At 71.6% G+C, this 13245-nt stretch carries 14 protein-coding genes and 1 pseudogene; 9 read left to right on the top strand and 6 right to left on the bottom strand.

What is annotated here, in order from left to right; all coding sequences use genetic code 11:
• Positions 1 to 13: 13 nt before the first annotated feature.
• The 4 genes from K7C20_RS03800 to K7C20_RS03815 are packed head-to-tail and all read left to right on the top strand — an operon-like array spanning position 14 to position 3652.
• Positions 14 to 715 (top strand): hypothetical protein, encoded by a 702-nt coding sequence (locus K7C20_RS03800; protein WP_245171074.1) that lies wholly within the window; start codon positions 14 to 16, stop codon positions 713 to 715.
• Positions 712 to 1695: a DUF6895 family protein gene (locus tag K7C20_RS03805; protein ID WP_030083295.1), complete on the top strand. Its 984-nt coding sequence runs from the start codon at positions 712 to 714 to the stop codon at positions 1693 to 1695. Before K7C20_RS03800 ends, K7C20_RS03805 begins: the two co-directional genes overlap by 4 nt.
• Positions 1692 to 2615, top strand: coding sequence for a DUF6895 family protein (locus K7C20_RS03810; protein WP_030083297.1), 924 nt, complete (start codon positions 1692 to 1694; stop codon positions 2613 to 2615). Before K7C20_RS03805 ends, K7C20_RS03810 begins: the two co-directional genes overlap by 4 nt.
• Positions 2612 to 3652: a serine hydrolase domain-containing protein gene (locus tag K7C20_RS03815; RefSeq protein WP_030083299.1), complete on the top strand. Its 1041-nt coding sequence runs from the start codon at positions 2612 to 2614 to the stop codon at positions 3650 to 3652. The genes K7C20_RS03810 and K7C20_RS03815 overlap by 4 nt, the downstream gene beginning before the upstream one ends.
• A gap of 18 nt (positions 3653 to 3670) precedes the next feature.
• On the opposite strand, the gene K7C20_RS03820 is transcribed toward K7C20_RS03815, so the two are convergent.
• The 3 genes from K7C20_RS03820 to K7C20_RS38955 all read right to left on the bottom strand — a co-directional run bounded on the left by K7C20_RS03820 (position 3671) and on the right by K7C20_RS38955 (position 7910).
• Complete coding sequence (locus K7C20_RS03820; RefSeq protein WP_053209080.1) at positions 3671 to 5701, bottom strand: ATP-binding protein; 2031 nt, start codon at positions 5699 to 5701, stop codon at positions 3671 to 3673.
• A gap of 95 nt (positions 5702 to 5796) precedes the next feature.
• Positions 5797 to 7623: an alkyl/aryl-sulfatase gene (locus K7C20_RS03825; RefSeq protein ID WP_030083307.1), complete on the bottom strand. Its 1827-nt coding sequence runs from the start codon at positions 7621 to 7623 to the stop codon at positions 5797 to 5799.
• 155 nt (positions 7624 to 7778) lie between these two features.
• Positions 7779 to 7910, bottom strand: a complete 132-nt coding sequence (locus K7C20_RS38955) for a hypothetical protein (protein ID WP_280921990.1) — start codon at positions 7908 to 7910, stop codon at positions 7779 to 7781.
• 338 nt (positions 7911 to 8248) lie between these two features.
• Here K7C20_RS38955 and K7C20_RS38960 point away from each other — a divergent pair, with 338 nt between their 5' ends.
• Positions 8249 to 8380: a hypothetical protein gene (locus K7C20_RS38960; RefSeq protein ID WP_280921991.1), complete on the top strand. Its 132-nt coding sequence runs from the start codon at positions 8249 to 8251 to the stop codon at positions 8378 to 8380.
• Between the two features lie 121 nt (positions 8381 to 8501).
• On the opposite strand, the gene K7C20_RS03830 is transcribed toward K7C20_RS38960, so the two are convergent.
• Both K7C20_RS03830 and K7C20_RS03835 read right to left on the bottom strand, forming a co-directional pair.
• Positions 8502 to 8942 carry an SPW repeat protein gene (locus K7C20_RS03830; protein ID WP_030083309.1) on the bottom strand — a complete coding sequence of 147 codons (441 nt, stop codon included), beginning with the start codon at positions 8940 to 8942 and terminating at the stop codon, positions 8502 to 8504.
• 135 nt (positions 8943 to 9077) lie between these two features.
• Positions 9078 to 9650: a histidine phosphatase family protein gene (locus tag K7C20_RS03835; RefSeq protein WP_030083314.1), complete on the bottom strand. Its 573-nt coding sequence runs from the start codon at positions 9648 to 9650 to the stop codon at positions 9078 to 9080.
• Between the two features lie 310 nt (positions 9651 to 9960).
• Here K7C20_RS03835 and K7C20_RS03840 point away from each other — a divergent pair, with 310 nt between their 5' ends.
• Both K7C20_RS03840 and K7C20_RS03845 read left to right on the top strand, forming a co-directional pair.
• Positions 9961 to 10179, top strand: coding sequence for a CbtB domain-containing protein (locus tag K7C20_RS03840; RefSeq protein ID WP_030083316.1), 219 nt, complete (start codon positions 9961 to 9963; stop codon positions 10177 to 10179).
• A 15-nt stretch (positions 10180 to 10194) separates the two neighbouring features.
• Entirely contained in the window at positions 10195 to 10947 is a 753-nt protein-coding gene (locus tag K7C20_RS03845; protein WP_030083317.1) for a CbtA family protein, read from the top strand.
• Between the two features lie 106 nt (positions 10948 to 11053).
• On the opposite strand, the gene ribA is transcribed toward K7C20_RS03845, so the two are convergent.
• Entirely contained in the window at positions 11054 to 11734 is a 681-nt protein-coding gene (gene ribA, locus K7C20_RS03850) for a GTP cyclohydrolase II (protein ID WP_048829663.1), read from the bottom strand.
• Positions 11735 to 11849: 115 nt separating this feature from the next.
• Between ribA and K7C20_RS03855 the strand changes: the two genes are divergently transcribed.
• Together K7C20_RS03855 and K7C20_RS03860 are read left to right on the top strand one after the other, a co-directional pair.
• Complete coding sequence (locus K7C20_RS03855) at positions 11850 to 12605, top strand: creatininase family protein (protein ID WP_030083321.1); 756 nt, start codon at positions 11850 to 11852, stop codon at positions 12603 to 12605.
• Positions 12598 to 13236 (top strand): annotated as a pseudogene (locus K7C20_RS03860) (RibD family protein); the annotation flags it as partial. The gene K7C20_RS03855 and the pseudogene K7C20_RS03860, both read left to right, overlap by 8 nt.
• Positions 13237 to 13245: the final 9 nt, after the last annotated feature.

Consider the following 13245-nt stretch of genomic DNA (forward strand, 5'->3'; position numbering starts at 1 on the left):
TGAGGGGAAAGCGTTGGCTGAACAGACGCAGGGAGCAGTCCCGCTCAGCGCTGTGATTGCCGATGCCGCAACCGGGGTCGCCCTCGCCCTGCGGGGCGAGGGCGACCCTTTTGCGTTGTCGAGCATTCTGCGGCAGAGCGATGCACTGGCCCCGGCCGCCCTCCGGGTGCTCGGCGCCGATGCGCTCGCCCCCTACGCAATGGACCACCTCGGGGCGCCCGTCGGCGCGGACGACGAGGCGGTGGTCCGGCAGGCGCTCACGGCCTATGCGCCGGGAGCAGATGCCTCGGAGGTATCGGTGTGGAGCTACCGGGGCCTGGTCGAGGCCTCGCATGCGTTTCTGCCCGGAAGCGCACAGCAATGGCCGCCACCACCCGAGGCCGCGGCCGGATGGGTCGAGGCCGACCCCTGGCCGAAACTTTCTCATCGCGTGTCACAGCTTGCCGCGCTCGCCCTGCCCGGGCTGGCACCCGGTCTCACCGAGCAGCTGACCACACGCGCCGATGATCTGGCCCGCGGTTTCGTCCGGGCGGTACGCCGCCGGGACTGGTTGCAGGCAGCCGGCCTGGGCCGGTGGCTGGCCCGGCTGCCCGACGCTCCGCAGACTCTGGGGCTCGACAGCGGTCTGGCGTTCGTCCGCCAAATGGGCTGCGGTGACCCCCGGGTGGCGCTGCATGTCGTGGCCGCCCAGCGCTTCTACGGACGGGGTTGGTGACCGGCGGCCGGGGCGACCCCAGGCTGTTGGACCGGATGGTCCGCGACAGCCTGGGGTGGCTGGACAAGGCGCGCCCCTTCTTCTGCCTGCCCCCGAACGTGACCACGGACGCCGATCCCAATCTGACCCTCAAACCACTCGGTGAGCTGGCCGAACTGACCCAGCTGATCGGAGTACTGCACCCGCGGGACGACATCCGGCAGACGGCCCGCGGCCTCTTCGCGTTCGCCTGGAACGAGACCCGCGACGGTGAGCTGTTCGCCGAGCTGATCCGCGGTGAGCCGTTCGCCACCTATCCGGTGGAGCTCTACGGAGTCTTCGCCCAGGCCGGGCTGCGCCATGCAGACGTCGACGATCTGGTGCACACCACGACGCGGCTGCGTGGCTGGCGGGTGGCGCGCGAGGACCACACCCGTACGCTCAGCGTGCTCAACGCGGAGCGACGGATCGGACTGCGCCGGCACGCCGACTTCGGCGCCGTGCTGGCACTGACCGGCCTCGGCCGGCTGCCGGAGCCCTGGGCGCTGGACCGCAAGGCGGCGTACGGCGTGACCCATGACGTCTTCCACCTCACCGACTGGGGACGCAACCGGCAGCGGCTGGCCCCCGAACTCGCCGGCTATCTGCGGCTGTGGCTCCCCTCCTGGCTGGAGAACTGGATGGAGGAACAGCTGTGGGACCTGGTGGGCGAGTTTCTGGCCGTGACGGCCTGCCTGCCCGCGGCCCCGTACGACCCGGTGGCCTGGCAGCGGCTGGCCGACCTGCAAGCGGCCGACGGCAGTGTGCCCGAGCTGGGCCCCGCGCCCACCACGGACGACCCGGCCGAGGCGTTCACGGCCTGCTACCACTCCACCCTGGTGACCGCGTTCGCCGCCACCCTCGCCCGTATCGCCTCCGACGAGGCCGAGACCGGTCCCCCGGCCGGGGATGCGGCGATGGCGGGCGGGCGGACCCCCTGCGAAAGCGAGACAGCCCCGTGACCGTGACGGCCGCATCCCCCGCCTTGCTGCACCGTGTCGGCGACCGGGCCCTGACCTGGCTCGACGACCACCGCGAGCACTTCCGGCTGACCCCCGACGACTTCGCCACCAACGGCGCGGTCGTCGAACGGCTCAAGCCCATCGGGGAGCTGGCGCTCAATATGCAGGTGCTGTTCCGGGAGGGGGTCGCCGGATCCCGGCAGAAGGAGCGGGCCGGGAAGCTGCTGGACTTCGCCTGGCGGGAGCTGCTGGACGGCGGCAATGTGCTGGCCCGGCTCCAGCACGACGAGCCGCTCTCCCCCGTGCCCCTGGAGGTCTATGCGACCTTCCACGAACTGGGCCACCGCCACCCGGGGCTGGAGGCCGCGCTGGAGGTGTGCCGGCGCACCACGACGTGGACGGCACTGGAGATGATGCCCAACCGGCGGCTCGGTGTGCTCAATGCGGAACGCAAGCTGGGCCTGCCGCCCAGCAGCGACTTCGACCGGGCGGTGGACCGCACCTGGCTGGGGCAGCTGGCCGAACCGTGGACGGTGCAGCTGCACATCGCCTATGACCTGACCCACACCGTCTTCCACCTCACCAACTGGGGCGAGGCCCCCGAGCGCATCCCGCCGGCCATCGCCGACTACCTCACGCGGTATCTGCCCGCCTGGATGGACGACTGGGCGGACCTCGAACACTGGGATCTGCTCGGCGAACTCCTCGTCGTCGACGCCTGTCTGCCGCGGCCCACACTGGACGCGGGCCTGTGGGAGCGGTACGCGGCCGCACAGTCGCCCACCGGCGCGATGCCCATCCAGCGCCGGATGCCGCAGGGCGACGCCGCGCGGGTCTTCGATCTGGTCCACCACCCCACCCTGGTCGCCGCGTTCGCCTCCGCGATGGCCACCTCCCGGGCCCTGTCCGCCGTCGGATGAGCCCCGACCGCCCCGGACCGGCGCTCGGTGACCGCCTCGCGGACGCGGTCGCCCTGATCGATGCCCCGGACGTCGTGGTGGGGGTCACCCGGAACGGCCGGCGTACCGTGATGACCGGCGGCTCGGCGCTGGCACCGCCCACGCCCCGCCATGCGCTGCGCTACGAGCTGGGGTCGCTGTCCAAGACCTTCACCGTGCTGCTGCTCGCCGACCTGGCCCGGGACGGCGTGCTGTCCCTGGACGATCCGCTGGCCGCCCATCTGCCGGAGCTGCCGCTGCCGCACCCGAATTCGCGCCGGATCACCCTGTGGCACCTGGCCACCCACACCTCGGGGCTGCCGCGGATCCCCGCCGACCTGGTCGCCGGCGCGCTGCTGCATCCTTACGCCAACGGCTATGCCCGTTACGACACCGAGCGGCTGCTGCACGCCTTCGCCCGCACCCGGCCGCGGCACCGGCCGGGCACCCGCTGGCGGTACTCCAACCTCGGTCTGGCCCTGCTGGGCCCGGCCATGTCCCGCGCCACGGGCGCCCCTTACCCCGCCCTGCTCACCGACCGGGTGCTGCGACCCCTCGGGCTGTCCGACACGACGCTGGGCCCCGGCACCACCGGCACCGACGCCATCGGCCACCGGACGAACGGGGTGACGCCGGTGGGCAGCGCCGACATGGGCGCCTTCGTCGCCGCCGGGTCGGTCCATTCCACCCCCGGCGATCTGCTCACCTACCTCGAGGCGCACCTCTCCCCCGACGACACGCCACTGGCGCGGCCGCTGCGCGACGTCCAGGTGCCGCTGCTGCGACGCGGCTGGCGCAAACGCAACACCCATACCCTGACGTGGTATCAGCATCCCGCTCCGCAGGGACCGTTGTACTTCCATGTCGGGGCGACCTTCGGCCAGCAGGCGTTCCTCGGCTACCACCCGGCGTCGCACACCGGGCTGGTCGCGCTGGCCACCCGCCGCGGCCGCAGCTGCCACATGATCACCACCGCTTACGAGCTGCTGTACAAACTGGCCGGCGATTCCGTGGTCTGAACCGGGGATCGCCGCCGGTCAGAGCTCGCCCGCCAGGATCCGGGCGAGGGAGGTGCCGGGGCGTTCCTCGCTGGCCCGGCGGAAGAGGTCGGCGTACGCCTCGTCGCCGATCGCCGCGCGGGCCCGCTGCTCGCACTCCTCGCGAACCGCGCGCAGTTCCGGGGTGCCGCGCTGCGGATGGCCGACGGTGCGCCAGATGGCCTGGCCGCTTCCGTAGAGACGGGCGGCCGCCGCGCCGTCGCCCTGGGCCGCCACCGCGGCCGCGAACAGGTCCAGGCCGAGGGCGATCCCGAACTTGTCGCCGATGCCCTCTTTGGCCGCGAGCATCGCCCGTGCGTGGTCCGCGGACTCCTCCGGCCGGCCCTGGAACAGCGAGATCAGGGAGAGCTGGTAGTCGATATAGGAGCGGCTCCAGTATTCGCCGCGCTGCACACAGCCGCGGCGCAGCGCGGTCGCCTCGGCGCGGGCCTCGGTGAGCCTGCCCAGGCCGGTGAGCGCGAAGAGCCGTACGAGATGGCAGCGCAGCCGTCCGGGAGAGTCGAAGGGGGTGCGGGGCGCCGGGCCGAGGACCTGGTCCGCGACGGTGTGCGCGGACATCGGGCGGCCGGCCATCAGGTGGGTGAGGCCGATGAGGTAGCCGGCCTGGAGCACCGCCTCCGCGTCGTCGGACGCCCGCGCCGCCCGGGAGCACTCCAGCCCCAGGGCGTCGGCCAGCGGCAGATCGCCCTGGAGGAGTACGGCGACACCGAGCGCCCACAGCGCCCGGGTGCGTGCCGGGCCGGGGCCCTGGTGGGCGGCGAGGGCGCGGGCGACGTAGTCACGGGCCTCGTGCAGATGACCGCAACAGCTCCAGAAGAAGCCGATGGAGCCGCTGAGTTCCTGGGCGCGCTCCGGGTCGGTGACCAGGAGGTGGTCCAGTGCGGTGCACAGGTCGACGTGGGCCTCGGCGACCCTGCCGTACCAGCCGACCTGTTCGGGGCCCAGCCAGCCCAGTTCGGCGCGGCGGCCGAAGGCGGCGAAGTGCGCGGCGTGCCGGTCGGCGAGCTCCGTCGTCTCGTCCAGCTCGGTCAGCCACATCCGGCCGTACTCGCGCAGCGTGTCGAGCATCCGGAAGCGCGTGCCCTCGCGGGTGAGCACCGACTTGGCGGCCAGTGCGGCCAGCGTGCTGCGGACCCCCTGTTCGGTGAGCGGTCCCCCGGCGCACACGGCGCTCGCGGACTCCTCGTCGAAGGTGCCGCGGAAGACGGACAGCCGGGCCCACAACAGCCGTTCCAGCGGTGCGCACAGCTCATGGCTCCAGCCGATGGCGCAGCGCAGCGTCCGGTGCCGCGGCAGCCGCACCGGCCGGTCGCCGTCGAGGGTGTCGAAACGGGAGGTGAGCCGCTCGGCGATCTGCTCGACGGAGCTGTTCGCGAGCTGGGCCCCGGCGAGTTCCAGGGCCAGCGGGATGCCTTCGAGGCGTCGGCAGATGACGGCGGCGGCCTCCGCATGCGGAGGGATGGCGAACTGCACGCCGGGGGCGGCGGTTCCGGCCCGTTCGGTGAACAGGGTGAGTGCGTCGTTGTCGCCGGTACAGGACAGCGGGCCGATCTCGGTGGTCCACTCGCCGACGATGTCCAGCGGCTGTCTGCTGGTGACCAGTACGGTCACGGCGGGGGCGGCGGTCAGCAGATCCCCGAGGAGGTCGCGGCAGGCGTCGACGAGATGCTCGCACGAGTCCAGCACCAGCAGCAGCTGTTTGTCGGCGAGCCATTCGCACAGCACCGCCACCGGCGTCCGCGCCGTGTGGTCGGCCAGCCCGACGGCGTCGCAGACGCTGGCCACCAGCCGCCCCGTGCCCTGGAGGGGCCACAGGTCGGTCCAGCAGACCCCGTCGGGAAACCGCGCCGCCGCCGCGCGCGCGGCCCGCATCGCGATCCGGGTCTTGCCCACCCCACCGGGGCCGGTCAGGGTGATCAGCCGGTGCTCGGTCAACTCCTCGTCGATCCGGCGCAGTTCGGCTCGTCGGCCCACGAAACTGGTCGACTCCTCGGGAATGTTGCTCGCCACCGGCCCAGTTTGCCCCAGCCGTGGCGTCAGCAGGAGTCCGGCCAAGCGGGCCGGGGCACGAGGTTGACGTCCGCGGGCCGGGCGGGCGGTGTCCGTCAGGGCGTGACGACGGGGAAGGTGGGGTTCGGCGTCCGGACGAGGCCGAGGAGCTGGTTCAGCGCACCGGTCTCGCCGTGCTGTGCGGCGTCGCCCGGCACGCGGCCGGCCAGCAGATCGAGCAACTGGGGCTTGGTGAGGGTGAGAGTGAGGTCGGGGACGTGTTCGCCGGACGGGGTGGGAGCGCCGGGTGAGCTGAGATGGGTGAGAGCTCCGTGGGAGAGCGTCAGATGCCAGGTCCGGTCCTCGTCCGGAAGGTAGAGGTCGAGGGTGAGCGCGGTGGGCCAGGCGCGCGGGCCGTCGATGCGGATGGCGAGCGAGTCGATGAGCTGGTCGACGGTGAGGGCGCCGGCGATTTCGGGGTCGGCGGTGGCCGCCCATGCCTCGGCGAGGGTGCCGCGCAGTTCCATGGCGCCGGTGAGGTAGAAGTTGCGCCAGGTGCCGTTCTCGCTGCCGTGGCCCAACCGTTCGTAGACCAGGGCCAGTTCACGCCGGGCGCGGAGGTTCTTCGGCTCGGCGAAGACGGCGTGGTTGAGCAGGGTGGCGGCGAACCGCAGATCGCCGTCGGCGGCGTACCGTTTGCCCGCGTCCACCGTGGCCTCGACGCCGCCGATGGTCTCCACATAGCGTCTGGCCTGCTCGGCCGGCGGGTGCTCCCACAGATGGGCGGGGTTGCCGTCGAACCAGCCCATGTAGCGCTGGTAGATCGCCTTGACGTTGTGGCTGAGCGAGCCGTAGTAGCCGTGGAGGGAGGTGTCCTGCTCCAGGTCCGGCGGCAGCCGCAGCTCCTCGGCGATCTCGGTGCCGGTGAGCCCCTCGTTGAGCAGCCGCAGGGTCTGGTCGTGCAGGTAGGCGTAGAGGTCGCGCTGGTGGGCCAGCAGGGTCTTGATGCGGTCCTTGCCCCAGGTCGGCCAGTGGTGGGAGGCGAAGGCGACCTCCGCCTCGTCGCCGAAGAGGGCGAGCGCCTCGCCCAGGTAGTGGGACCAGGTCCGGGCGTCGCGGACGTCGCCGCCGTGCAGCGGCAGGACGGTGTGCAGGGTGTGGGTGGCGTTCTCGGCCAGGCAGAGGGCCTCGTGCGCCGGGAAGCAGAAGTTCATCTCGGCGGGTGCCTCGGTGCCCGGAGTGAGCTGGAAGACGATGCGTACGCCGTCGACGATCTCCTCCTGGCCGGTGCGGGTGATGTCCACGGTCGGCGGGATGAGGGTCATGGTGCCGGTGGAGCGGGTGGTGCCCAGGCCGCAGCCGATCTGGCCCTCCGGTCCCTTGGGGAGCTGGGTTCCGTACATGTAGACGGAGCGCCGGGTCATGGCGGGGCCGGCGTAGACGTTCTCCCGGACGGCGTGCCGGAGGAAGCCGGCCGGCGCCAGCACCGGAACGGGGTGGTGGTCGTGCGGCAGCACGCCCCGTCCGCCGCCGAAGTGCGCTCCGTGCGAATGGGTATAGACCAGACCGGTGACCGGCCGGTCGCCGCGGTACTTGCGGTAGAGCTCCAGGGCCGCGGCGGCGGTCTCCGTGCAGACGAGCGGGTCGATGACGATGACGCCGTGGTCGCCTTCGACCAGCGTCATGTTGGACAGGTCCAGGCCGCGGGCCTGGTAGATACCGTCGGTGACCTCGTACAGGCCCTGCCGGCTCACCAGCCTGCCCTGCCGCCACAGGCTCTCGTTCGCGGTGTCGGGGCAGTTTCCGGCCAGGAATCCGTAGGCCTCGGCGTCCCAGATCACCCGGCCGTCGTCCCCGGTGACCTGCGGCGGGTCGAGCGCGGCGATGAAACCACGGTCGGCGTCGGCGAAGTCCTGGTGATCATCCACGGGTGCAGCGGTCACGGGGCGCTCCCTCTCCGGGGCGGCGGGCCACAGTCGGCGGACCCATGCAACCGATTTAACCGAATGTGCCCGGTTATCGCATGCGTGCGGGCCCCGCTCCGGGCGGGATACACAGGGCCGGCCCCGTCGGGCGCCCGCGTATCCCGCCGTCCGCCTCATACCGGCTCGGCCTCGATGACGCTGAAGCGGTTGCGGGCGAGCCGGACCAGCGCGCCCCGGCCCTCGTGCGAGGACTGGTCGTCACACGAGGGCCGGTCGTCGCACGAGGGCTGGTCGTCGCGCAGCATGATGCGGCACCTCTCTCGTCAACGGCGTTACGGGCAAGGCCCGGCAGGGCACAACAATGCCGATGACGTTGCCGCCCCCGCCGCGGCTAGTCAGGTGACCTGACTACGCGCGCTCACCGGAGCAATGCCCCGCCCCCCGCCCGCCTTCCCCTTGCCGCTACGGCACGGCCGCCGCACGACCCGGAGGAGGGACGACGCTGTCTCCGTACGACGACCGCCCTTTCGGCGAACTCACCGAACTGTTCCGGCACGACGCGGACCCCGGCACCCACCCCCGCACCCCGGCAGCCGGCCACCCGGTCCGGCCCCGCCCGCACCACCGCGGCTTCGCCTGGCTCGTGCCGGCCGCCGCGGCCGGCAGCCTGACCGCCGGCATCGCGCTCTCGCACGGGCTGCTGCTCGCGAGCGGGCTGGTACTGGCGGGACTGCTGGGCCATCTGCTCGCCGGCGACCGCGACCGGCATCGCTAGCAGCCGCAGGCCCGGCCCGGCAGCCTGACCACGGCCGGGCCACGCACAGCCGCCGACCGGCTCGCCTCTCACGGAAGGCAAGCGGCCGGCGGCTTCCACACGCCCTTGTGGCGAGCGCGCGTCAGGTGGTGCGGCGGCTCTTCGACGCCGCGGCGACACACATCGCACCCAGCAGGAACGTCAGGGCGCCGATGATGATGTTGTTCCAGATGACGCCGGCGTCCGGGCCGCTGCCGACGATCCACGGCGAGATGATCATCCATACGCCGATCGCGCACATCGCGCCGCTCAGCCCGTACATCCGGTCAGGGGTCACGGTGAACCCGACCGCCAGCAGGGCGATCGCGATACCGAGGATGAGGTTGTGCATGACGAGCGCCGGCTGTGCGGCGGCGAAGTGGAGGACCCACGGCGACACGGCGCAGTACAGGCCGACCAGGAAAACCGGTCCGTCGACGAGTACCACGTCACGCCCGCCGAGTACCCGCTCGTACCGAGCTTGCATCTCCGATGCATCGGGGTGACCTGCGAGATCGCCCCTGTGGTGTGAGACGTCGGCCATGCGACTCGCCTCCTTCGTTCGCAAACTGGCCGTTCCGCGTGGCATCGAGCCGCGCACCTTTATTCTGCGCTTATGTCGCCTTTATGGATAGATGAAGGGGCAAGGGAGTTTGGCCGCGCAGTCGCCGCACCGCCGTCACCTGCGGTCCGGCGCCCGCCCCAGGCCCACATTCCAGCGTCCGCCGCGGCCGCTCAGCTCGGTCACGGTCAGCGGCGGCACATCCAGCCGCCAGAACACGTCCACGGGGACCGCGAGGGCGCACACCGCCGCCGCGCGGACGACGTCCGGCTCGACGACGGCCAGCACCCGGCCCGCGTCCAGGGCCATCCGCGTCAGCCAGCCCGCGACCCGGTCGCAGAGCTGCCGCAGCGACTCCCCGCCGTGTCCCACGAAATCCGGGTCCGAGAGCCACGTGGACACCGCGACCGGCTCGGCATCGGCGACCTCGGCCAGGGTCCGGCCGCGCCAGCCGCCCATGGCGCAGCCCGCCAGCTCCTGCGTCGAGCGGGCTGTGAGCCCGAGCTCCTCGGCGGTCCGCCGGCACCGGGCGGAGGGCGAGACGAAGATCCGGTCGGCGGCCGGCAGTGCTCCGGCGGCGGCCCGGACGCGGCGCAGTCCGGCCTCGCTCAGCGCGCCGTCGTCGTCGAAGCGCACCTCGCGCTGGGCGTCGCCCGCGGCCGGTGAGACCAACATCACCCGAGTTGTCATGCCCTCTTCTCTCGCTCTTCACCGACCCCCGTAACACCTGTCCGGCGCACGGGAGTTGTCCGGCCGGCGCGCCCTGTACTGCGCCTCTCCGCCCCCCGCGCAGCCTTGGCCTGATGGCCGGATCGCGGTACCTTCCCGATGATATTGACGACGACATGACGGAAGCCGGTGGGATACCGGCGCGGTCGCGCCACTGTATGTCCGGATTTTTACCAGCCCAGCAGGGCCGGAACCGGGCGAGCCAGACCCGGCATGTCGTTACGCACTCCACCGATCAGGGACGCGAGTTCCCCGCACAGGAGGTTCCGCCATGGCTCAGACCATCGCACCCCCCGCCACCGGCGCCGTCACCCCGGCCCCGCTCCCCCTCAAGGCCATCGCCCCGTGGGCGCTGTTCGTCGGCGTCCTGATGCTCGTCCTGCTGTACTTCATCGGCGCGGAGCAGGGCGCCACCTCGCTGCTCTCCGGCACGGAGGTCCACGAGTGGGTCCACGACGGGCGCCACCTCCTCGGCTTCCCCTGCCACTGATCGGATTTCGCACCCATGAACTCCGTCACCATCAGAACCCTTCTGGTGCGCGGGATGCTCGCCGGTCTGGCCGCAGGTGTCGTGGCCCTCGTCGTCGCCTTTCTGCTGGGCGAACCGCGGGTGGACGCCGCCATCGCGTTCGAGGAAGCACACAGCCACGGCCACGAGCACGAAGTGGAGGTCGTCAGCCGCGGTATGCAGTCCACCGCGGGGCTGGCGACCGGCGTACTGGTCTACGGCGTGGCACTGGGCGGGATCGCCGCCCTGGTCTTCTGCTTCATGCTGGGCCGGATCGGGCGCTTCGGCGCCCGGACCACCGCCGCCCTGCTGGCCGGCGCCGCGCTGCTGGTCTACCTCGTACCGTTCCTGAAGTACCCGGCGAACCCGCCGGCCGTCGGTGATCCCGACACCATCGGCCAACGCACCGCCCTGTACTTCCTGATGATGCTGCTCGGCATCCTGCTGGCCGTCGGGGCGACGATCCTCGGCCGGCGCCTGGCACCGAAGCTGGGCAATTGGTACGCCACGGTCGCGGGCGGCGCCGCGTTCGTGGTCGCCGTCGGGATCGCGTACGCCTTCCTGCCGTCCTACGACAATGTGCCGCACGGGTTCCCCGGCACGCTGCTCTGGCAGTTCCGGGTGACGACGATCGCCATCCAACTGGTGCTGTGGACCGCCTTCGGGCTGGTCTTCGGTCACCTCGCGGAGCGCGTCATCACGACGCGGTCCGAGGCCACCACCGCCGAGGCGGCACCCGCCACCTCCTGATCCGGCCTGCATCGGCCGCCACCCCACCGAGGGAGGGCTCCCGCGACCTCTGCGTCGCGGGCCCTCCCTCGCGGCATGGGTAGCCGCCCTCTTCGTCCCCGCCGCGTCAGGACAGTCCGGGTATGCCGTCCAGATGCGGCAGATCGTGGTCGAGGCGCTCCCGTTTGGCGCGGAGATAGCGAATGTTCTCCGCACGGGGCGTCATCAGCAGCGGGACCTGTTCGGTGACGGCGATGCCGTACCGCAGCAGCGCCTCGCGTTTCCGCGGATTGTTCGACAGCAGCCGCACGGACCGGACGCCGAGGTCCTGCAGCATCTCCGCCGCGACGCCGTAGTCGCGGGCGTCGACGGGCAGTCCGAGCGCGATGTTCGCCTCTACCGTGTCCAGTCCGCCCTCCTGTAGCTTCATCGCCCGGAGCTTGGCCAACAGCCCGATCCCCCGGCCCTCGTGGCCCTGGAGATAGACGAGAATGCCGCGGCCTTCCGCCACGATGGCGCGCAGCGCGGCGGACAATTGATCGCCGCATTCGCAGTGGGTGGATGCGAAGACATCACCCGTGAGGCATTCCGAATGCACGCGGGTCAGCACCGGCTCTCCCACGACATCGCCGTGGACCAGCGCCACTTGCTCGATCCCGCTGCGGCGGTCCAGATAGCCGACGGCGAGAAATTCACCGTATGTCGTGGGGAGCCTGACCGTCACCACCTGTTCCACGCCCGGTTTCTGGCCGAGGGCATCATCGATTGCGACACGGAGGTCGGTGTGTGCATCGTCGTCGGGGTCCATCATGGCGCGATCGTACCCGCGTGGTGAATGGATCGTCGGTAGTCACTCAGAACACAACAAGTATGCTGCGACAACCATGACTCGGTGAGTCAGCGACGAAAGGCCGCAGCACACGATGACCGCTTCGGGACGCCCGACTTCGGCACCCGGCCTCTTGCCGGCGGACACCACGGAGGACGTACGCGCACGACGGCCGACGATGGCCGTGCTGCCCATCGGCAGCTTCGAACAACACGGTGCTTACCTGCCGTTGACCACCGATACCGTCATCGCCTGCACCATCGCCCGGGAGGTGGCCGCCGGCCGGCCCGTCCAGCTGCTGCCACCGCTGACGGTGTCCTGTTCGCACGAACATGCCGCATGGCCGGGGACCGTCAGCATTTCGGCCCGCACCCTGCATGCGGTCGTCACGGACATCGCCGATTCGCTCCACAGGTCCGGTATCGGCACCCTGATTCTCGTCAACGGGCACGGCGGAAATTACGTACTGCGCAATGTCGTTCAGGAATCCGCAGGGAGCGGCGTGCGGATGGCGCTCTTCCCCGGATCGGCCGACTGGGACGCGGCGCGCACCGGGGCCGGGGTGCAGACGTCCGGGCACACCGATATGCATGCGGGAGAGGCCGAGACGTCCATTCTGCTGTATGCCCATCCCGAATTGGTCAAGGAAGGCTATGAATCAGCGGATTGCGTCGCCGATGACCGGAAGCAGCTCCTGACACTGGGCATGTCGGCCTATACCGAATCCGGGGTCATCGGGCGCCCCTCCCTGGCGTCCGCCGGGAAGGGCAAGGAATTGCTGGCCGGCCTGGTCGACGCATTCGACGAATATGCGGCGCTGTTGGGCGCAGGAACGGAAGCCCATGACTGAGGTACTCGACGCGGCGGCCGCCTGGGACCGGCTGCGGACCATCCGTACGGCGGACGAGGCGCAGGCCGCCGGGCTGGTGGCGGACGGGGACGGCGGACTGCGCCGGCAAGGGCCCGCCACGCCCGAGGCGGTGGAGCTCGCCGAACGCTATCTGCCGCTGTGCCTGGCCGGCCCGCGGGTCGCGTTCGCGCAGCTCGGGCAGAGCCTGGACGGCTTCATCGCGACCCGTACCGGCGATGCCGACTATGTCACCGGGGCGGAGGACCGCTGCCATCTGCACCGGCTGCGCGCGCTGGCCGATGCGGTGCTCGTCGGGGCCGGTACCGCCGTCGCGGACGATCCGCGGCTGACCGTACGCGCCTGTCCGGGGGACAATCCGGTGCGGGTGGTGCTCGATCCGCGGGGCCGGGTGCCGCTGCACAGCGGGGTCTTCACCGATGGTGCCGCGCCGACGCTGTGGGTGGTGGGACCGGACGCCGGCGCCGTGGCCGGGGACGCCGGCGGCGGCGTGGACGTCATGGTGCTGCCGGACGCGGACGCGTTCGCCCCCCGGCGCCTGCTGGCGGCGCTGGCGCGGCGGGGTCTGGGGCGGGTGCTGATCGAAGGGGGCGGGGTCACCGTGTCGCGGTTCCTCCAGGAG

This window comes from Streptomyces decoyicus (assembly GCF_019880305.1).
GTDB lineage: Bacteria > Actinomycetota > Actinomycetes > Streptomycetales > Streptomycetaceae > Streptomyces > Streptomyces decoyicus.

Excerpts from the sequence above, each read along its gene's own strand:
- K7C20_RS38955 (WP_280921990.1), bottom strand. The coding sequence starts at position 7,910 with ATGCTGCGCGACGACCAGCCCTCGTGCGACGACCGGCCCTCGTGTGAC.
- K7C20_RS03815 (WP_030083299.1), top strand. The coding sequence starts at position 2,612 with ATGAGCCCCGACCGCCCCGGACCGGCGCTCGGTGACCGCCTCGCGGAC.
- K7C20_RS03855 (WP_030083321.1), top strand. The coding sequence starts at position 11,850 with ATGACCGCTTCGGGACGCCCGACTTCGGCACCCGGCCTCTTGCCGGCG.
- K7C20_RS03845 (WP_030083317.1), top strand. The coding sequence starts at position 10,195 with ATGAACTCCGTCACCATCAGAACCCTTCTGGTGCGCGGGATGCTCGCC.
- K7C20_RS03835 (WP_030083314.1), bottom strand. The coding sequence starts at position 9,650 with ATGACAACTCGGGTGATGTTGGTCTCACCGGCCGCGGGCGACGCCCAG.
- K7C20_RS03830 (WP_030083309.1), bottom strand. The coding sequence starts at position 8,942 with ATGGCCGACGTCTCACACCACAGGGGCGATCTCGCAGGTCACCCCGAT.
- ribA (WP_048829663.1), bottom strand. The coding sequence starts at position 11,734 with ATGGACCCCGACGACGATGCACACACCGACCTCCGTGTCGCAATCGAT.
- K7C20_RS03840 (WP_030083316.1), top strand. The coding sequence starts at position 9,961 with ATGGCTCAGACCATCGCACCCCCCGCCACCGGCGCCGTCACCCCGGCC.